Here is a 19162-nt window from a genome sequence, read left to right as displayed (position 1 = left end):
TCATTTACAAGCCGCGCTCGTGCATTAATTGCGCCAGCGCGGCGTCATTAGCCAGAATTTCCCAGGCACTAATCACCGCAAGCGGAATATCAACATGGCTAATAAAGTCACGCCCTTGCGGCCCGTAGCCCTGCGCATCATCTCTGATTCGCGGGATTTCCCCCAGCGCCAGTGAAATATACCGTTCAACCGGCCATAAGCCCTTTTCATGCAGGCTAAACGCGGTATGGGTTTGGTCACTGACTAACCGAGGCACTAAACCCGGCCAACTGCGCCATTGCGGCTGATGCGCATCACGTTGCCAGACGCGTTCAAAGGTCGCGACGGTACGGCGCTGCATGGTTGGGTCCTGAATGATAATCGCGCGAGCGGGCGTTATTTCCCGCGTTTGCATCAAATCATAAGTGAAGCGTGCGTTCTCGCCACAGTTAGTGGACTTCTCTTCGGTCAGCACTTTTTCTGCCGGGACTTTCCAGAACCCGGTCGCAATGTCTTTAATAATTGCGGCTTCTGCGCGGCCAGTGGTGGGAATGGTGTTGTAGCGCGGGTGCTGAGCGATCGCTGCATATAAAAAAGTGGTCGAATGGCCAATTCCGCCGGTAATCAGCAGCGGCAATTCACTATTGGCGGCAAGCTCGCAAGCTGCATCAATGGTAGGGATAACGGCATTACCCGCGAGGATAATCAATTCACCATCGCAAACCGCAGGTGGCGCGGCAAACTCATTGTGAGAAAGCCACTCGCCAAGGGTATTAATGGCATTGATGGTCGTCGGCTGCAAAGCTGGAAATGTTGTCGTCAACATAACCCCTCCTTGTTAAAAACCAGCGCACATCATAACGCAGGCCGCGCCGTTACTGTATAGGGTTGCTCTGAGACTTCGAGTCGTTTGGCGCAAACGGTGGATGACGCTGCGCTTATCCACCCTACAAAACCGTTTTTCGTAGGTTGGATAAGCGCAGCGTCATCCGACAGGCCTTTTATGCCAACTTATAAATTCGTGCTTCCCACGGGTGCAGCCGATAGAGTTCATCAACCTGCGGATAATTCCCCAACACGCATTCGGCCCATTCGAGCGGCAACTCATCGCTCGTCCAGCGCGCCGATTTCGAGGACATATTGCACAGCACCACGAACTCCGCGCCGTCCAGCACACGCCGATACGCGTAAATTTGCGGGTTGTCTGCCAGCTCCAGCTCATAACGCCCGTAAATCAGCGCTCGCTCCTTTTTGCGTAGCTGAATTAACGCCCGGTAGAAGTTGAGCACTGAGTCCGGGTCTTGCTGCTGGCTGGCGACGTTAATCATTTCAAAGTTGGCATTCACCTTAAACCACGGCTCGCCATCGCTGAACCCAGCGTTCGGCCAGGCGTTCCATTGCATTGGTGTGCGGGAATTGTCGCGCCCGGTATTGGTGAGAAACGCAATAATCTCTTCTTCGCTTTTGCCCTGCGCTTCCATTTCACGCCACATGTTTTTCGCTGACACGTCATCAAAATCGTCGTGGCTGTTGAATCGGGTATTGGTCATACCGATTTCCTGGCCCTGGTAGATAAACGGCGTGCCCTGCATCAGAAAATAGAGTGCGGCGATGCAGGTCGCACTTTCTCGCCAGTGGTGTTCGGTGTCGCCCCAGCGCGAAGTAATGCGCGTCAGGTCGTGGTTTTCCACATACAGCGCGTTCCAGCCTTTTCCTTCCAGCGCTTCTTGCCAGGCGGTGAAAATTTTCTTTAATACCCCAGGTTCCGGGCGCAAACCGGCTTCCGGTTCCCACAGCCGCACGTGTTCAAACTGGAACACCATACTCAGCCGGTTACGATGTTCCCCTACCCATTCTTCGGCGTGATCGGCAAACAGACCGTTCATCTCACCAACGGTGACAATATCGTAGTGCTGCAAGACGTTACGGCTCATGTCATCGACGTAATCGAGTAGCCCATCGTAGTTCAGGTGGCTTTTCATCGACGGGGCATAGCGCAGTTTGTCAGGGTTAGGCACATCAGCCAGCAGCGGCTCTTTTTTCAGGTGCGCGATAGCGTCGATACGGAACCCGTCGATGCCTTTATCCAGCCACCAGCGCATCATGTCGTACACGGCGCGGCGAACATCGTGGTTTTCCCAGTTCAGATCCGGCTGGCGGCGGGTAAACAGATGCAGAAAATATTGCTCTGTTACCGGGTCAAACTCCCAGGTTGAGCCTTTAAAAATCCCCTCCCAATTATTGGGTTCTGCACCATTTTTACCGTCGCGCCAGGTGTACCAATCACGTTTTGGGTTATCGCGTGAGGAACGGGATTCGAGGAACCACGGGTGTTCATCTGACGTGTGGTTCACGACTAAGTCGATAATCAGCCGCATTCCACGGGCGTGAACTTGTTCAAGAAGACGGTCAAAATCAGCCATTGTGCCAAATTCTGCCATGATCTCCTGATAATCGCTGATGTCGTAGCCGTTATCATCATTCGGCGATTTGTACATCGGGCAGATCCAAATTAGATCGATTCCGAGGTCTTTGAGGTAATCGAGTTTTTCGGTGATTCCGTTCAGGTCACCAATGCCATCGCCGTTGCTGTCCTTAAAACTGCGCGGATAAATCTGGTAGGCCACCGCCTCTTTCCACCAGCTCGCCATCGTTTACCTCCCGATTAATAAAGCAAAAGATTCATAAGGTTGCAGCTCGAGACTCACCGCCAACTGGTCGCGCGGTGCGTAGTTGCTGATCAAACATTCACCGTGCCAGTTCTGCATTTCAGGCGGAATATCGAGCGTCAGGTGCTCGGCGGTAAAGTTGTTGACCACCAGCAATCGCTCGCCATCAAGTGCCCTCAGCCAGGCAAACACCTGCGGATGGTCGCGCAAGACAGGCTGAAAATCGCCATAAACCAAAACCGGGTACTGTTTACGCAGCGCCACCATTTTCTGGTAATGCCACAGAATTGAATCCGGTTCGGCGAGGGCTGCGGCCACGTTGATCTCGCGGTAATTCGGATTCACCGCAATCCATGGACTACCAGTGGTAAAACCTGCGTTTGGGCTGTCGTCCCACTGCATCGGCGTGCGGGCGTTATCGCGCCCGTTAGCATGAATGCCGAGCATCATCTCTTCATGGCTGACGCCTTGCGCCAGTCTCTCGTGATAAAGATTCAGGCTTTCAATGTTGCGGTATTCGTCGATATTCCCGAACCGCACGTTGGTCATGCCAATCTCTTCGCCCTGATAGATATACGGTGTGCCCTTCAGGCAGTGCAGCGCGATGGCGAGCATTTTGGCCGACGGCTCACGAAACACCCCTTCGTCGCCAAATTTAGACACCGCGCGCGGTAAATCATGGTTGCTCCAGAACAGCGAATTCCAGCCCTGATGCGCCAGTGCGGTTTGCCACTTCTCAATCACCGCTTTGAAACTTGCCAGTTCAAACGGCTTGCTGCGCCATTTCCCGGCGTGCCCATCCCAGAACTGTTTAATGTGGTCGAACTGGAAAACCATGGAGAGTTCTTCGCGCTCGGCCCCGCTATAAAGCAGCGCGTCTTCAGGCGTGGCACTCCAGGCTTCACCCACCGTCACGTAATCCCCTTTACCAAAGGCGGCGCGGTTCATCTGGCGAATCAGCATGTGCAGATTTTTGCCGTTCGCCATAATCTGCGCGTCCACTTCTTTACCAATCAGATCGATAACGTCCATGCGGAAACCGCCGATACCTTTCGCCAGCCAGCGGTTCATCATGGCGTGAACTTCATCGTGAACGCGCGGGTTGTCCCAGTTGAGATCCGGCTGACGCACAGAAAACTGGTGCAGATAATATTCGCCGCTGGCCTCGTCAAACGCCCAGCCGCTACCGCCAAAGTACGAGCGGAAATCGTTCGGCGGGCCGCCATCTGCCGCAGGTTTGCGCCAGATATAAAAATCACGGTACGGGTTATCTTTCGATTTCAGCGCGTCGATAAACCAGGGGTGTTCATCAGAGGTGTGGTTGACGACTAAATCCATCAGGATATGAATATCGCGCTGTTTCGCCTGCGCAATCAGGGTTTCCATCTGCGCCATGGTGCCAAATTCGGCGGCAATATCTTCGTAGTCGGAAATGTCGTAGCCGTTGTCATCCATCGGCGAACGGTACACTGGCGAGAGCCAAATCAGGTTGATGCCAAGCTGTTGCAGGTAGTCGAGTTTACTGATGATGCCATTGATGTCGCCGATACCATCGCCGTTGCTGTCCATAAAACTGCGCGGATAGATTTGGTACACCACCGCATTGTGCCACCATTTTTTTTCCACTGATTTCTCCTTTTTTGTCGAGCGCCCTCACCCTAACCCTCACCCTCTCCCCAGGAGAGGGGATCTTATGTTTTCTCCTTCTCCCTCACGGAGAAGGCTGGGATGAGGGTGAAATTCGCACAAACGCCCGCCCGTCACTGTTAAACAAGTAGCAATTCTCAGGCGGCAGCCGCAGGCCGATTCGTCGGTCAGCTTTTATCTCAAGCCTGAAAGTATGGCGCATCACCAGCGGTTCGCTACCGTAACCGCTATTTACGTAGAGCAAAGTTTCGTTGCCCATCTGCTCAACAAACAACACTTCCGCTTCAATGTCTGCCTGCGCCAGTTCGGTTATCTGAACATGTTCGGGGCGAATACCGAGGCGCACAGCTTGCCCTTCAGGTACACCAGCCCCGTTCATCGGCAGCGAAATAAGCTGGCGGTTTTCCAGCATTACATCCGTGCGCTGGGCGTTGCCGCTCACCAAAACGCCGGGGATCAGGTTCATTTTTGGCGAGCCGATAAACTGGGCGACAAACACGTTGGCCGGGCGGTCGTACAAATCAAGCGGCGTGCCCACCTGCTCGATTTGCCCTTGATTAAGCACCACGATGCGGTCGGCAAGCGTCATCGCTTCGACCTGATCGTGGGTGACATACAAAATCGTGGCATTAATCCGTTTATGCAGCGCCGCGATTTCCATACGCATCTGCACGCGCAGCGAGGCATCAAGGTTTGAAAGCGGTTCATCGAACAAAAACAGGCTCGGCTCGCGCACAATCGCCCGCCCGATAGCCACACGCTGGCGCTGGCCGCCGGAGAGATCTTTAGGTCGCCGGTCGAGCAAATGCTCGAGCTGCAAAATACGCGCGCTTTCCCGCACTTTTTCGTCGATGGTTTTGACGGGCAGTTTCGCCATTTCCAGCGCAAATGCCATATTCTGGTACACCGTCATATGCGGATAGAGCGCGTAGGACTGGAACACCATGCCGATGCCGCGCTCTGACGGAGAATCGTCGTTGACGCAAACCCCGTCGATACGCATCTCGCCGCCGCTTATCTCTTCAAGACCCGCCACCATGCGTAGCAGCGTTGATTTCCCGCAGCCGGACGGCCCCACCACCACCACAAACTCCCCACTGTTGACTTCGAGATCGAGCGGTTTAATCACCTCTGATGCCGCGCCGTAGCGTTTTTGAATTTTATCGAGTACGAGTTGCGCCATGGTTATCCCTTAATCGCTCCGCTGGTAAGCCCGCTGACAATGCGTTTCTGGAAGATAAGCACCAGCACAATAATCGGCAGCGTCACCACCACCGACGCCGCCATAATGCTGCCCCACGGCAGCTCAAAGGTTGACGCGCCGCTGAACATACTGATGGCGACAGGCACCGTGCGTTTGTCGCCAGAAATAATAAATGTCAGCGCGAACATGAACTCATTCCACGCACCGATAAACGCCAGCAGCCCGGTGGTGACCAGCGCGGGGGCGAGAATTGGGGCAAACACCCGGCGAATAATGGTCCAGGTTTTGGCGCCATCAACAATCGCCGCCTCTTCCAATTCCACGGGAATCGACTTCATAAACGTGGTGAGCACCCAAACGGTGAACGGCAGCGAAAAGGTGGTGTAAGAGAGCACCAGCGCACCGAGCGAGTCATAAAGTCCGAGAAAACGCACCAGCTCAAACATGCCCGTCAGCACCGCCACCTGCGGGAACATGGAAACACACAAAATGGTGAACAGCAGGAATTTACGGCCACGGAACGGCACGCGTGCCAGTGCAAAAGAGGCGGTAATCGACACCAGCAGGCAGACGCCCACGGTTATCGTCGCCACCAGCACCGAGTTAAGCAGGCTGCGGGCGATGCCGTTATCCACCAGCGCGGTGACGTAGTTGCTCCAGTGGTAGCCGCTCGGTAAATAGGCGGGTAAAAACAGCTCCTGCCCGGTGCGCAGTGACGTAATAATCGCGTAATAAAACGGGAAAACACAGAACAGCACAGCGCAGGTCGCACCAAGGAAGATAACCAGACTATGGCCGAATTTGCGCTGCCGACGGGTTATTTTCATCACCGCTTCTCCTTCTCGTTTAAACGTGAGACGCGGATAAAGCAGGCGGCAATGCCTGCCACCATCATAAACACCAGCACCGATGCCGCCGAACCCATGCCCATATCCTGATAGGAAATAATTTGTTCACGGGCGTAACCGGAAACGGACATCGTGGCCTCGCTGTTGGATGTCAGCACGAAGATCAGATCGAAAATGCGCATCGCGTCCATCACGCGGAAAATCAGCGCCACAATCATCGCCGGCATAATCAACGGCAGCGTGATGCGCTTGAACCTTTGCCACGGGCTGGCACCATCCACGCGCGCCGCCTCGTAAAGATCGTTGGGAATCAGTTGCAGTGCTGCCAGCAACATCAGCGCCATAAACGGCGTGGTTTTCCAGACATCGGCAATCACCACCGCCCACATCGACAGCGACGGCTCGGCAATCCACGCCAGATGTGCCTGATAACCAAAGATTTTCGCCAGCAAATCGTTTACCACGCCGTACTGATCGTGGAACATCCAGCCCCACATTTTGGCGCTCACAATGGTCGGAATCGCCCACGGCACCAGAATAGCGGTGCGCACTAAGCCCTGGCCGCGAAATTTCTGGTTCATTAGCAACGCCAGCAACATCCCGAGAAATAGCTCGATGCCAACCGATACCACGGTAAACCACAAGGTGTTGCCGACAGCCTGCCACCACAGAGGGTCAACCAACACCCCGCTGCTGCTGCCGTCATGTGTCGCGTAATAGTTTGCCAGCCCCACCATCTGGTACTCAGACGGGTTGTCGAGCATCGCGTTGGTGAAGCTGAAGAAGAAGGTACGCACCAGTGGCCATCCCGCCGCCAGTGCCAGAAGTAACAGCGCTGGCGCCACCAGTATCCACGCGATACGGCGACGCCGTTGTTGATAGCCTGTATGCGCCAATTAATGCCAGTCCTTACCCTTCACGCGCTCAAGGCGTTTTTGCAGATCGGCGACCGCTGTTTTGCCGTCGCTGCTGCCGTTGAGCACTTTGAAGGTCACGTTAAAGATGGCGTTAGAGACGCGCGGATACTGGCTTTTGGTGGCCGTTGCCGGGCGAGGAACCGCATTGGCGAAGATATCCTTAAACATCGTCAGATGTGGTGCGGTTTCCAGTACCGCTTTGTCTTCATACAGGGCCGATCGCGTCGGTGCGAAGCCGAGATATTTCAGCTGCATTTTCTGCGAATCAGCATCGGTGAGGATTTTCAGCAGCGCAATCGCTGCATCTTTGTTTTTGGTATTGGCATTGACGGACCACTGCCAGCCGCCAAGGGCGTTGGCTGATTTACCATCCGGCCCGGCCGGAAGCGGAGCCACGCCCACTTTGCCTTTCAGCGGGCTATCCGCGCCTTGCGAGAGCAAATACGCGTATGGCCAGTTGCGCATAAACAGCGCATCGCCATTCTGGAACACCGCTCGCGACTCTTCCTCTTTGTATCCTAACGCCCCTTTCGGCGTGATTTTACCCATCCAGCCTGCAACCATATCCAGCGCAGCCGCCGCCTTAGGATTATTTACGGTCACGTTCCCTTTTTCGTCGATAAAGGTGCCGCCGCCATAGGAATCAATCCACTCCAGCGCGTTACAAGTCAGCCCTTCATACGATTTGCCCTGGAAGATCATCCCCCAGAAGTTTTTGTGCCCTGCTTTACGCTCTTCTTCCTGAATTTTAGTGGCGATACGCGTCAGCTCTTCCCAGGTTTTCGGCGGCTGCTCGTTGTATTTTTCCAGCAAGTCTTTGCGGTAATAGAGCACACCGGTATCCAGATACGCAGGCACCGCTTTGACTTTACCGTTCACCGTGTCGTTCGCCCACGGGCCGGGGAAGAAATCGCCTTTCATATCGCCGACGGCGTCGGTTAAATCGAGAGTCTGTTTATCAAGTAACCCCACCCAGATGGTGTCCGACTGGAACAAGTCCACCGCCTTTTCATCTTTGGCGGCAAACAGTTGCTGGAGCAGAGCCAGCTTTTCGTCAGATGCCGCCGGGAATTCGATAAACTCCAGCTTGTTGCTGGTCTGTTTTTCAAAACGGTCTTTGACGTATTTGCAGTATTCCTTACCGCCAGGCGAGATCGGGCATTCCATGCGCAGGGTATCGGCAAACGCAGCGTTAGAAACGCCCGCAAGCGCTAAGGTAATAAAACTTAACGTCAGCTTTTTCATTGTTTCCTCTTTTGTTCAGACCGGACAGGAGGGAGGTGGAAAATAGCCACACCAATCAAAAAGCTAGTAACAATCAGGCAAGGCGACAACTTAGCCGCCTAATCTTTGTGCGAATTCTCGACCTGGTGCACGTATCGTTATTTTTTATGGTGCTTTTGTGCGGGACGGGCTACGGGGTCATTGAGTGGGCGGTTGTACACGGAATGCTGTATTTCGAACGCGTTAATAAGTTTAGATTAAAAATAGGTTCATCCAGGGTATATTCGACTCAATAACCTTTCTTTAATTAATGGATTAATTATGACTATTTATCATCTCAGCACGCGTATCAACTCGAATGTTCCACCCGATTCCCTTCTCTATGATTTATCTATTTATCGGATGGATTCGGATAGAAATAAACACTCTCTGATAAATGTGAAGCAACAACCTATTCAAGGAAATTATGAAACTCTAAAACATCCTACCGATAATATTGGTGAGTCACTTTCGAGAATTTATATTATGGAAGTCACGCTTTATCGGAAAACTATGTTGCACACGCATTGCGTTACATCGTCTCCCTTTACCCGCATGTACACATTAGAAGAGTTTGCCACCGGCAAAGCCTGCTCTCCGGTCAAACGTGAAAATCCTTGTTATTTTGTCTCCACGGGAACATCGGTGCTGGAAAGTGAAGGTGGAAAGATTGTTAAGGTTAATATATCAAAACCGGAAAGGCCGTTTATTGCTGAGCAATATCCCATTGGCGACCCGCAAGATCCATTTGAAAAAAGCATTATTGAAGAGCAAGTAAATAACAGATTTAATCACATTACATTCCCCAATCAGAATACTGGCAGTTTGTGTGGGCCTGCGGCCTTTTTCTATTGCCTGCAAATGGATAGGCCAGATGTTTATGCCCAGGCGGCTAAAGATCTGTGGCAATACGGAAAAACTAAAATTGGTGAGCTTGTGATCGCTCCGGGGGAAGGTTGTCGGCATCCTTCAGGTGATTTTTACGATGGTCCTGATCCATTAATACTTGGTCTGGACTGGCTGATGTTGGCTAGTCTAAGAGATAGTGAAAACAGTATAATGAGTTTTGATACTCTGGATTCCCCCCTTGCAGGGATCACGATGTGGCAAACGTTAACAGAATGGTTTGAAAAGGTTGGATATACAAAAGTGTTTAGTAATGTCGGGGTAACCCAAGCTGGAATCCAGGGTATTCGTGAACTAAATGACTATGTCGAGAAAGGTTATAAGGTTGTCACATTAATTAATGATGGCCTACTGGAAAATGGGCGTTCAACTTTAACAGTTCCGACTCACTGGATTATATGGAAAGGACCTGTAACACAAGATAGCGATAATAATATGCATCTTAATTTATTTTCATGGGGAGAAGCATCTGATCAGATAAAGACTGATACGGATATTTCTTTTTTCATTAACCGTTTTTATGGAGGAATGGTTTTTAAACCAGTCAACTAAACATGAATATACATAAAGCTTTTCTTGTACTTATCGTTATAGGGACCGCAGCATGCACCACGCCTGTAGAATATATCCCGGAGAGTAAAACTTTAAAGCCCGCAACCGTTGGCATGCCTTATTTCTTTAGAATAAAAATCTTAGGAGGCGGAGTCATGAAACATGATACACCTGGAGCAACGGCCCCCTCAAATATGGGTATTTCGCTGCGAAACTGTCAACTTCCTGAATCAAAAATTAAAAATATGCTACCAAAAGATAGCAATGATTATAACTGTATAGAAATATATGGCATCCCCACCAAATCTGGTGTAATAGAAATAAAATTGTGGGGGGGAATGTATGGCAGTATGATCGCCCGCGCAACTAGATTTAAAAAGGAATATACCCTAAACGTCACTCAGCCATAAAATTAACGCTAAAACAGAAAGGATCTCAAAAAGATCCTTTCTACTATTCACCAGGTCACCACTCAACCCACTCCCCACCGCGATCGCTACTCTCGCGCATCGTTTCTATAAACTTCATCCCCGCCAGCCCTGCTGCTATACCCGGCAGAAGCGGCGCATCTCCGCCGCGAATTTTAACCGCAGCTTCACGGTAGATTTGCGCGAAACCTTCCAGATATCCTTCCGGGTGCCCGGCGGGAGTGCGGCACTGATGGCGTACGGAATCATGATTATTCACACCGTTTCGCGTGACAACGTAACTGTTTCCGTGATGCGGATGGATTTCCAGGATTTCTGGCTGTTGCTGGCGAAAACTGATAGTCGCCCTGCTGCCCACGATGCGCAGACGCAGATCGTTTTCAAAACCGGGTGCTACCTGGCTTGCCCACAAACGCCCTCGTGCACCGTTGGCGTAACGCATTTCAGCGTACACTTCGTCATCCAGCACCCGCCCCGGAATGCGCGTCAGCAGTTCTCCACGCAAGGTTTCTGGCTCCATGCCGCTGACAAACGCTGCCAGTTGCCAGGCGTGAGTGCCGATATCCCCAATCGCGCCGGCCCCCGCCATGGCCGGATTTCCGCGCCAGCTCGCCTGTTTGTTGTCGGTCAACTCCAGCCTGTCGTTCAGCCAGTCCTGCAAATACTCCACTTCTATGGCACGAATATCACCGATTTCACTGTTGGCGATGCGCGCCCGGGCTTCGCGCACCATCGGTAGTGCGCTGTAGTTATGGGTCAGAATAAATTGCAGGCCGGATGCGTCGATAACCTGCGCCAGCTCCTGAGCCTCGGCAAGCGTCACCCCGAGCGGTTTGTCGCAGATAACATGAATGCCATGTTGCAGAAATACTTTGGCTATCGGAACGTGCAAATGGTTGGGGGTGACAATCGAGACAACTTCAATGCCGTCCGGCCGCGATGCCTCACGTTCAGCCATCTCCTGCCAGCTGGCATAACAGCGGTCGGCTGCGATAAATAGCGCTTCACCGCTGCGCTTTGCCACTTCCGGCGAGGACGAAAACGCCCCGGCGACCAGTTCAAACTGGTCATCAAGACGAGCTGCAATACGGTGGACACCGCCGATAAATGAACCTTCACCGCCGCCGACCATACCTAAACGAAGTCGTTTCATGGTTACTCCTCCAGCCCGAGCATGCGACGCACCGCTGATTTGTCGCTGTCGCGCAGCGCAAAGTCGTCAAAGGCATATTCGGCAACCGGAATAATGTGTTCCGCGATAAATTTTGCCCCTTCGCGCGCGCCCGCATCGCCTGCTTTCAGACAACACTCCCATTCAAGCGTAGCCCATCCGCTGTAGTCATATTGCGCCAATTTGCTGAAGATCCCGTTGAAATTAACCTGCCCGTCACCGAGGGAGCGAAAACGCCCGGGGCGATCAATCCACGGCTGATAACCCGCATACACTCCGCTTTTTGCCGATGGTAAAAACTCAGCATCTTTGACGTGAAAGGCTTTGATTCGTGCATGGTAATGGTCGATAAAACCGAGGTAATCCATGTGTTGCAACAGCATATGGCTTGGATCGTAGAGAATATTGCAGCGCGGATGGTTATCGACCAGCGCCAGAAAACGCTCGAACGTGACGCCATCATGCAAATCTTCGCCGGGATGCAGCTCAAAACAGACATCTACGCCCGCGTCGTCAAAGCAGTCCAGAATCGGCTTCCAGCGGGCAGCCAGTTCTTGAAACGCTTCATCCAGCAGTTGCTCATTGCGCGGTGGCCAAGGGTAAAAATAAGGCCAGGCTAGTGCGCCAGAAAACGTGGCGTGCGCATTTAAACCTAAGTTTTGCGAGGCACGAGCGGCTTGTTTCAGGCTATCGACCGCCCATTGCTGACGCGCAACGGCATCGTGCGCCAGTTCCTTTGGAGCGAATCCGGCAAATGCTGCGTCATACGCCGGATGTACGGCCACCAGTTGCCCCTGTAAATGAGTTGAAAGCTCGCTGATTTCTAGTCCAACATTTGCCAGCAGATGGCGAATTTCAGCGCAGTATTCCAGGCTTTCGGCGGCTTTGGCGAGGTCAAAAATATGTGGCAGATGTGTGGGGATTTGCACCGCTTTGTAGCCCAACCCCGCAGCCCAGGCGGCTAGCGTGTCGAGCGAGTTGAACGGGGGGTTATCGGATATAAACTGTGAGAGAAATATGGATGGCCCTTTGAGGGTTTTCATTACAACATCTCCTTAATTAAAACCGTGCGTTGCTCGCGAACGGCAAGGTCTGCCGCCAGCACCACGGCCAGGCTTTCAACCGCCTGCTGTTGGTGTAACGTCAAATCGCTGTCGTCAAAGATGGCACGGGCAAAAAACTGTTGTTCGAGTTGGCATAAAGCAAAGTGATCGGGTTCATCGCTTGCCGTCACCCATTCATCCTGGTGAATAAATTCGCCCTGGGCGTTTAGTTGAGAGTGATGAACACGCAGTGATTCAGTGCGGGTATGGGCTTCAACATTAGCTGACCGCCCCTCGCCCCCGGCTTCACGGGCAACAATCGACACTGAACCTTGCGGGCCAATCACATCCTTAATAAAGAATGCTGTCTGGCTCATCATCGGCCCCCATCCCGCCTCGTACCAGCCCACGGAGCCGTCTTCAAAACGCACCTGAAGCTGGCCGTAATTGAACTGTTCGGGGGCGATTTCGTCAGTTAAACGCACGCCAATGGCGCTCACCGAGTGCGGGCTGGATTGCGCCATCTGACACATCACATCGAGATAATGCACACCGCAATCGACAATCGGCGAAAGCGACTGCATCAGCATTTTATGGGTATGCCAGGCGCTCCCGCCGCTTTGCTGGTTGAGGTTCATGCGCATCACCAGCGGTTTGCCAAGCCCGTGCGACAGCTCGATAAACTGCTGCCACACCGGGTGATGGCGCAAAATGTAGCCGACCACCAGTTTTTTACCTGCCAGACGCGCGGTAGCGACCACGCGTTTTGCCCCGCTCACCGTGGTGGCGAGCGGCTTTTCTAAAAACACATGGCAGCCTGCGGCAAGCGCCGTAAGTGCCAGCGCTTCGTGGCTGTCAGGCCAGGTGGCGATGCACACGGCATCTGCCTGTGTTTCTTTAATCGCGCGGTGTAAATCTTCAAACAACGGAATATCGGCGGCGAGTTGCGCCCGCAGACGCACCTTTGAATCCCCGCGAGCCACCAGCCCGCAGAGAGTAAATTCGTCCAGGTGCTGATACGCAAGGCTGTGGGCAGCCCCCATATTCCCGCAGCCCACAACCAGCACGCGCAGCGGCTTATTTGCCATGCTGCTCGCCCTCTTTATAGTTGAAACTAAAGAAGAAGATCGCCGCAATCACCACGGCTGCTATCGCTGGCATCCACCAGAATTGTTGCCATTGCAGCAAGCCTTCAGCCCCTTGCGCCGTGACCGAGCGGTTAAATACCGCGCCGCTGATTTGCGAACCGATTAACATCCCCAGCCCGTAAGTGAACAGCACCAGCAAACTTTGCGCCTGGCCTTTCACTTTGTTGCCCGCCACTTTATCGGTATAGATAAAGCCGATAACAAAGAAGAAGTCGTAACACACCCCGTGCAGAATGATGCCGATGTAGATCATCCAGCGTGTTTCTTCGGTGATGCCCAGGGCAAACATCGCGTAACGTGCAAACCATGCCAGCATACCGATAAGCAGCATCATTTTGATGCCCAGGCGGCGGAAGAAGAACGGAATCAACAGCATAAACAGCAGTTCAGACATTTGCCCTAATGCCATCACGCCGCTGACGTTCTCGAACCCAACTGCGGAAATAAACGGTGCGGCGTAAGCGTAATAAGCCGCCAGAGGAATGGAGATAAGCGTGGCACAGATGATAAACACCATAAAGTGACGCTGTTTAAGCAACGCGAAAGCGTCTGCACAAACCAGGTCACGCATTGAAAGCGGTTTGCCGCGATCCGGCGCGGGGGTATTCGGCAGCGTGAAGCTGTAAATCCCCAATACGACAGAGGCAACCGCTGCCAGGGTGAAGATGCCGGTGCTGTCTGAAAGACCGCTAGTGCCAACAATCAACCCCGCCACAATCCAGCCGATAGTGCCGAACGCACGCACAATCGGGAACCCTTTTTCGCTGTTTGCCAGGCTGTGGAACGCCACGTTATTGCTCAGGGCGATAGTCGGCATGTAGCACAGCATGTAAGCAAAAACGACCCACAACAGGCCGCTCTGCCCGCTTTCAAACATGCCCGGCAGCCACCACAGCAAAGCCGCGCCAATCAGGTGCAACACGCCGAGGACTTTTTGCGAGGCAAAGAAGCGGTCTACCAGCATACCGAGGACAAACGGCGACAAAATGGAGGCAATCGGCCCGGTGGAATACGCATCTCCAATTAGTGCGCTCAGCCCAAACTTGCCCATCACGACGCCCAGCGTCACATACCAGGCCCCCCAGACGAAGAACTCGAGAAACATCATTAACGACAGGCGTGGAATCACCCATTTATGAGTGACCACTTGTGCCCCAACGGCCGACTGAGAAGACATAAATCCTCCGGTACAGAGTATTGATTTAAGGGTAAGAGTTCTTTTTATGAAATCGATTACATTCGCACTTCATTAAAAATGTAATCGATTTCATGGGGGTTTCCATCATGCTGATGAATTATTTGGTAGTATCAATTCAAATATGGAATGTGGTTCACATTTCAACCGTTCGTGCAAAGGATCAACATGTCGATAGATAAAGTGGCGCGCATTGCCGGGGTTTCTACCGCGACCGTTTCCCGGGTTTTAAACGGTAATCCCGCCGTTAAACCCGACACGCGCGACAAAGTGCTGGCGGCGATTAAGGCGTGCGAATACCAACCTAACCTGCTGGCACGCCAGTTGCGCACCTCGCGCAGCCGCATGTTATTGGTGCTGGTGTCGAACATCACCAACCCCTTCTGCGCCCGCGTGGTGCGTGGCATTGAAGAGGAAGCGGAGAAGCATGGCTATCACATTCTGCTGTGTAATTCTGAATCACGCCTGACGCGTGAATCAGCCTATTTGCGCCTGCTCAGTGGCAAAGTGGTTGATGGCGTGATCACCATGGATGCCATCAGTTGTTTGCCTGGGTTGACGACGTTGATTGGCGATTCGCCGTGGGTACAATGCGGTGAAGGCGATCCCGGTTATCGTGCTTCTTCGGTGACAATTGATAACTTTAAAGCGGCGGCGGCTGCCGTCGATCATCTGGCGACCTCAGGCTATAAACGGATTGCGCTGATCAACGGTGATTTACGCTATCTTTATTCGCAACAGCGCGAAGCAGGTTACCGCGCCGCCTGTGGCAAGAACTGGCAAGCGGTGGTTTATGCCGATAGCCTGGAATATCAGGCTGGCGTGCAAGCAATGGCCGAACTGTTCACCATGCCAGAACCACCGGACGCCGTGTTTGCAATTTCCGATGCATTAGCGGGCGGCGCGCTGCATTTTGCCCACGAGCAAGGCCTGCGTGTCCCGGAAGATGTGGCGATAATGGGGTTTGATGGCGTCCCGTTTGGCTCGGTGACTTATCCCCCGCTCACCACCATCCAACAGCCGATGCATCAGCTTGGCGTGCGCAGCGTGCAGTTGTTGCTCGAACGCATCGATAATCCGGAAGTCGAAACTGTGAATGAAATTCTGGACTGGAAGTTGGTGGTACGGGGATCGGTGTAGGTTTTTATCGTGGTCAATAAGCGCTGCTTTTTATATCCGGAAGCAGCGCCGTGTTTATATTACTGGTAATCAATAATCCCGACTTGTTTGGCCATGAATAATTCATTCCTTTCGACAATTTCTTCTTCCACTTTACCTTCGACGTTAAATCTAAAATAAGTCAGCGCCGTCCAGGTGACGTCTTTTCCATGAACATCAAATCCGTGCCATGTATTAGAGCCTCGCGCGACATGTTTCAGATGAACCACAACCACATCGTCGGTCACGACTTCTTTGCTGAAGGTGGTTTCTATCGATTCATAGCGGTTAATAACATGTTCGAGCAGCGCTTTTTTGAAATTCTCAACACCGTGAACAGGCGCATCACAATCAGGGCGATGAATAATAACGTCTTTATCAAAATACTCTTTAACGCGCTCCGCATCTTTTCCATCTACACAATATTTAAAGTATTTCTTTACTGTTTCAAGATTATTTATGCTCATCACTCAATCTCCGATTTAATTATTTAAAACGAGTATAGGGAGGTTTGTGATATTCGTAAATAACATATATATTGCGTGTGGTATGCAAAAAATGGATATCTTATGAAACTCGACAGACTCGAACGCTGGGCAACCGTCAGGCATTTTCGCCTGGCTATCGCACTCTTCGAATACGGCAGTGTTCTGCACGCTTCACGTTCGTTAAATGTGTCACAACCTACAGCCAGCAAGCTGCTGCACGATCTTGAAGATGCGGTAGGCGCAAAGTTGTTCCTGAGAAATCGCCGGGGAGTCACGCCCACCGAATTGGGGCGCGCATTTGTTGACCGCAGCAAAATGGTGCTGGCTCAACTTGATCATGTTTCGCAAGCTATCAGTGCGCTGGGAACGGGTCATGCCGGGCGGGTTGCCATCGGCAGTTTATTAACCGGTTCGAGCTATCTGGTTCCGGCGGCGATTGCAAAACTGAGCGTTTCCCGGCCCGACATTCGTATTAAGATTATAGAAGGAGTCAGCGGAGAATTATTGCCACGACTGGTTTCCGGAGAACTCGATTTTTTAATTGGCAGATTATCAGACATTAGTTCCAACGCGGTGGTCACTCAGGAAGCCTTATTTAATGAGAATGCCATGGTTGTCGTCCGTAAAGGTCATCCGCTGGAGCAAAATCCTCATGCAACACTCGAGAAATTAAAACAGGAAGCGTGGATATTACCGCCCATTGAAACGACATTACGTAAGCAGTTTGATAATACTTTTTATCATGACAATATTGATCCGCCGCATGCGACTATCGAGACGGTTTCATTCTTCAATATATTATGGCTGTTAAAAAAGACCGATTTATTAGGGATTCTGCCACAATCCATTATTACGGATATCACTTACAGCAACGATCTTGTGCGTTTACCGTCATTTGAACCGTTGGTTCTGGAGCAAATCGGTATTTCCCGTTTGACCGGAACGGAACTCTCGCCTGCCGCCGCTGCATTGGTGGAATCCATTCGTGACGTGATGGGAAGTTCATCGGGAATGTAAAACAGGGCAGCCGCGAGGTTGCCCTGTTTGTATTACTTCAACGCTTCTGGCAGCTTAATCACCCAAAGCTCATTTTGCGACTCGGGCTCTTCCAGCGGCTTTAACGAGATTTTGGTGGCAACTTCTTTACCGTCGCGGGTTAAATGCCCTTTGCCGTCCACTTCATATTGGTCAGCTTTTTTAGCGTCGTCCTCAGGATTTTCCAGCACCGGTTGCAGGCCGAAATCGTTGTCATTGATCACCGCGATGGTTTGGTTATCAATCAGCGTCATGCCTTCGGCTTTCTCCTGCTGCCAGCCCAGTTTACGCAGATCAACCACCTCTTTTTTCTGCGCCAGTTTAATACCGCGTGCTTTCAGTTGTGCGGCGTCGTCAAACTCTGGTGCTTTTTCTTTATCAAACGAACTCAGATCGCTGGCCTGGCTAAGATCAACCACATACACCAGGTTGCGCATCACTTTATTTTTGTCGCCGCCCTGTTCGATAAGCAGCAGGCGGTTGTCATCCAGCGCCACAATATCGCCGATTTTGGCATCTTTGGCTTTTTTATAGACATCCACGTCAATCGGATAGCCATACATTTCGGTTTTGCCCGTTGCAGGATTGAAGCTCACCAGGCGGGTAAATTGCGCGGTGTTTTTCGTTTTTCCGTCGATATCCAGCGTACTTTGCACGGCGGCAATAATGCGCCCGTCTGGCATACGCGTAATGCCTTCAAAGCCACGGTTAGCCTGGCGCCATTTGATGATGTTTGGCAAACCACCCGCCACGCCCTGCTCGCCTTGTTCCGCCTGCGGGCCATACTTTTTGAGGATTTTACCGTTGGCATCAATGTTAATGATGAAAGGACCGTATTCATCACACAGCCAGTAACCGCCTTTGCCGTCCGGCGTGATGCCTTCGGTGTCCAGCCCGCGCTTGTCGCTCGATAATTGCTGCAAAGTGTCACCCAGCGCGATTTCATTGGTCGCGCCAATCAAACCTTCAGGCAACGGCAAACCGCTAATTGGCCCGTTTTCATCATGTAATGCGTGTGCATCTGTCGCTTCGGCTTTGCCCCCCGCCACGCGAATGGTCATCAGCAATGGGGTAAACTTTGGATTAGCAAAAATCTTCGACTCTTTTTTACCTGATTTAGGCGAATCGGCATTCGGGCCGCGATCCGTGACTGTGGCAAACACCAGCGCATCGCCGTCTTTACGGATAAATTGCAGGCCGGAACCCACGCCCACCGGCAATCCGTTCGGGAAGTTAGCTGTGTACGCGCCTTGATACTCAACATGATCACCCTGAGGGAACGTGACAACGTAACGATCAACTTGCGGCTCCGCCGCCTGGCTTGCCAGAGGAAATAGTGAGGTCAATAACAGCGCAAAAGGTTTTAATTTCATGATGTTCGCATCCTTTATTTTGGTCATCGATTTATAAAGCAGCCTTATGACAGAAATATGACGAAAATAAGACCGCTAAATTTCCCGCCCCGAATGCCGATAACCCTCACAGCACTGGCTGAAACGAGTCAGGTTATT

Annotated in this window: 17 protein-coding genes; 4 read left to right on the top strand and 13 right to left on the bottom strand. The window is 52.1% G+C overall.

Features of this window, described 5'->3' with window-relative positions:
• Nucleotides 1-4: 4 nt before the first annotated feature.
• The 7 genes from GBAG_RS09025 to GBAG_RS08995 all read right to left on the bottom strand — a co-directional run bounded on the left by GBAG_RS09025 (nt 5) and on the right by GBAG_RS08995 (nt 8509).
• A complete protein-coding gene (locus tag GBAG_RS09025) occupies nt 5-805 on the bottom strand; it encodes a YdcF family protein (RefSeq protein WP_034495208.1) in 801 nt (266 codons plus the stop codon).
• A 175-nt stretch (nt 806-980) separates the two neighbouring features.
• Complete coding sequence (locus GBAG_RS09020; RefSeq protein WP_034495206.1) at nt 981-2630, bottom strand: glycoside hydrolase family 13 protein; 1650 nt, start codon at nt 2628-2630, stop codon at nt 981-983.
• Nucleotides 2631-2633: 3 nt separating this feature from the next.
• Complete coding sequence (locus GBAG_RS09015) at nt 2634-4274, bottom strand: glycoside hydrolase family 13 protein (protein WP_034495204.1); 1641 nt, start codon at nt 4272-4274, stop codon at nt 2634-2636.
• Nucleotides 4275-4359: 85 nt separating this feature from the next.
• Nucleotides 4360-5478, bottom strand: a complete 1119-nt coding sequence (locus GBAG_RS09010) for an ABC transporter ATP-binding protein (protein ID WP_034495202.1) — start codon at nt 5476-5478, stop codon at nt 4360-4362.
• Between the two features lie 2 nt (nt 5479-5480).
• Nucleotides 5481-6326, bottom strand: a complete 846-nt coding sequence (locus GBAG_RS09005) for a carbohydrate ABC transporter permease (RefSeq protein WP_034495200.1) — start codon at nt 6324-6326, stop codon at nt 5481-5483.
• On the bottom strand, nt 6326-7243 hold the full coding sequence (locus GBAG_RS09000; protein WP_051873671.1) for a carbohydrate ABC transporter permease: 918 nt from the start codon (nt 7241-7243) through the stop codon (nt 6326-6328). Before GBAG_RS09000 ends, GBAG_RS09005 begins: the two co-directional genes overlap by 1 nt.
• Entirely contained in the window at nt 7244-8509 is a 1266-nt protein-coding gene (locus GBAG_RS08995; protein WP_034495198.1) for an ABC transporter substrate-binding protein, read from the bottom strand.
• 300 nt (nt 8510-8809) lie between these two features.
• Here GBAG_RS08995 and GBAG_RS08990 point away from each other — a divergent pair, with 300 nt between their 5' ends.
• Both GBAG_RS08990 and GBAG_RS08985 read left to right on the top strand, forming a co-directional pair.
• Nucleotides 8810-9985 carry a hypothetical protein gene (locus GBAG_RS08990; protein ID WP_034495196.1) on the top strand — a complete coding sequence of 392 codons (1176 nt, stop codon included), beginning with the start codon at nt 8810-8812 and terminating at the stop codon, nt 9983-9985.
• Nucleotides 9986-9987: 2 nt separating this feature from the next.
• Nucleotides 9988-10395: a hypothetical protein gene (locus GBAG_RS08985; RefSeq protein ID WP_034495194.1), complete on the top strand. Its 408-nt coding sequence runs from the start codon at nt 9988-9990 to the stop codon at nt 10393-10395.
• Nucleotides 10396-10450: 55 nt separating this feature from the next.
• Here the strand turns inward: GBAG_RS08985 and GBAG_RS08980 are convergent, their stop codons facing one another.
• Genes GBAG_RS08980 through GBAG_RS08965 form a run of 4 tightly spaced genes read right to left on the bottom strand, consistent with a single transcriptional unit; the run spans nt 10451 to nt 14952 of the window.
• The gene (locus GBAG_RS08980; RefSeq protein WP_034495192.1) at nt 10451-11566 is read right to left on the bottom strand and encodes a Gfo/Idh/MocA family protein; all 1116 of its coding nucleotides are present in this window, start codon (nt 11564-11566) and stop codon (nt 10451-10453) included.
• Nucleotides 11567-11568: 2 nt separating this feature from the next.
• Nucleotides 11569-12627: a sugar phosphate isomerase/epimerase family protein gene (locus tag GBAG_RS08975; RefSeq protein WP_034495190.1), complete on the bottom strand. Its 1059-nt coding sequence runs from the start codon at nt 12625-12627 to the stop codon at nt 11569-11571.
• Nucleotides 12627-13715 (bottom strand): Gfo/Idh/MocA family protein, encoded by a 1089-nt coding sequence (locus tag GBAG_RS08970; RefSeq protein WP_034495188.1) that lies wholly within the window; start codon nt 13713-13715, stop codon nt 12627-12629. The genes GBAG_RS08975 and GBAG_RS08970 overlap by 1 nt, the downstream gene beginning before the upstream one ends.
• Entirely contained in the window at nt 13705-14952 is a 1248-nt protein-coding gene (locus tag GBAG_RS08965) for an MFS transporter (protein ID WP_034495186.1), read from the bottom strand. The genes GBAG_RS08970 and GBAG_RS08965 overlap by 11 nt, the downstream gene beginning before the upstream one ends.
• Nucleotides 14953-15138: 186 nt before the next feature.
• Between GBAG_RS08965 and GBAG_RS08960 the strand changes: the two genes are divergently transcribed.
• A complete protein-coding gene (locus tag GBAG_RS08960) occupies nt 15139-16110 on the top strand; it encodes a LacI family DNA-binding transcriptional regulator (protein ID WP_034495184.1) in 972 nt (323 codons plus the stop codon).
• 59 nt (nt 16111-16169) lie between these two features.
• Here GBAG_RS08960 and GBAG_RS08955 read toward each other — a convergent pair whose 3' ends face one another.
• Complete coding sequence (locus GBAG_RS08955; protein WP_034495182.1) at nt 16170-16595, bottom strand: ester cyclase; 426 nt, start codon at nt 16593-16595, stop codon at nt 16170-16172.
• Nucleotides 16596-16697: 102 nt separating this feature from the next.
• Here GBAG_RS08955 and GBAG_RS08950 point away from each other — a divergent pair, with 102 nt between their 5' ends.
• Entirely contained in the window at nt 16698-17633 is a 936-nt protein-coding gene (locus GBAG_RS08950) for a LysR substrate-binding domain-containing protein (RefSeq protein WP_034495180.1), read from the top strand.
• Between the two features lie 32 nt (nt 17634-17665).
• Here the strand turns inward: GBAG_RS08950 and GBAG_RS08945 are convergent, their stop codons facing one another.
• Nucleotides 17666-19024, bottom strand: a complete 1359-nt coding sequence (locus tag GBAG_RS08945) for an esterase-like activity of phytase family protein (RefSeq protein ID WP_034495178.1) — start codon at nt 19022-19024, stop codon at nt 17666-17668.
• Between the last annotated feature and the right edge of the window lie 138 nt (nt 19025-19162).

The organism is Buttiauxella agrestis ATCC 33320, from assembly GCF_000735355.1.
Classification (GTDB): Bacteria; Pseudomonadota; Gammaproteobacteria; order Enterobacterales; family Enterobacteriaceae; genus Buttiauxella; species Buttiauxella agrestis.
The sequence above is the reverse complement of the archived record's forward strand: the minus strand, read 5'-3'. Positions and strand labels throughout refer to the sequence as shown.

Excerpts from the sequence above, each read along its gene's own strand:
- GBAG_RS08960 (WP_034495184.1), top strand. The coding sequence starts at position 15,139 with ATGTCGATAGATAAAGTGGCGCGCATTGCCGGGGTTTCTACCGCGACC.
- GBAG_RS08965 (WP_034495186.1), bottom strand. The coding sequence starts at position 14,952 with ATGTCTTCTCAGTCGGCCGTTGGGGCACAAGTGGTCACTCATAAATGG.
- GBAG_RS08980 (WP_034495192.1), bottom strand. The coding sequence starts at position 11,566 with ATGAAACGACTTCGTTTAGGTATGGTCGGCGGCGGTGAAGGTTCATTT.
- GBAG_RS08970 (WP_034495188.1), bottom strand. The coding sequence starts at position 13,715 with ATGGCAAATAAGCCGCTGCGCGTGCTGGTTGTGGGCTGCGGGAATATG.
- GBAG_RS08950 (WP_034495180.1), top strand. The coding sequence starts at position 16,698 with ATGAAACTCGACAGACTCGAACGCTGGGCAACCGTCAGGCATTTTCGC.
- GBAG_RS09010 (WP_034495202.1), bottom strand. The coding sequence starts at position 5,478 with ATGGCGCAACTCGTACTCGATAAAATTCAAAAACGCTACGGCGCGGCA.
- GBAG_RS08975 (WP_034495190.1), bottom strand. The coding sequence starts at position 12,627 with ATGAAAACCCTCAAAGGGCCATCCATATTTCTCTCACAGTTTATATCC.
- GBAG_RS08995 (WP_034495198.1), bottom strand. The coding sequence starts at position 8,509 with ATGAAAAAGCTGACGTTAAGTTTTATTACCTTAGCGCTTGCGGGCGTT.
- GBAG_RS08945 (WP_034495178.1), bottom strand. The coding sequence starts at position 19,024 with ATGAAATTAAAACCTTTTGCGCTGTTATTGACCTCACTATTTCCTCTG.
- GBAG_RS09025 (WP_034495208.1), bottom strand. The coding sequence starts at position 805 with ATGTTGACGACAACATTTCCAGCTTTGCAGCCGACGACCATCAATGCC.
- GBAG_RS09005 (WP_034495200.1), bottom strand. The coding sequence starts at position 6,326 with ATGAAAATAACCCGTCGGCAGCGCAAATTCGGCCATAGTCTGGTTATC.
- GBAG_RS08990 (WP_034495196.1), top strand. The coding sequence starts at position 8,810 with ATGACTATTTATCATCTCAGCACGCGTATCAACTCGAATGTTCCACCC.
- GBAG_RS09020 (WP_034495206.1), bottom strand. The coding sequence starts at position 2,630 with ATGGCGAGCTGGTGGAAAGAGGCGGTGGCCTACCAGATTTATCCGCGC.
- GBAG_RS08955 (WP_034495182.1), bottom strand. The coding sequence starts at position 16,595 with ATGAGCATAAATAATCTTGAAACAGTAAAGAAATACTTTAAATATTGT.
- GBAG_RS08985 (WP_034495194.1), top strand. The coding sequence starts at position 9,988 with ATGAATATACATAAAGCTTTTCTTGTACTTATCGTTATAGGGACCGCA.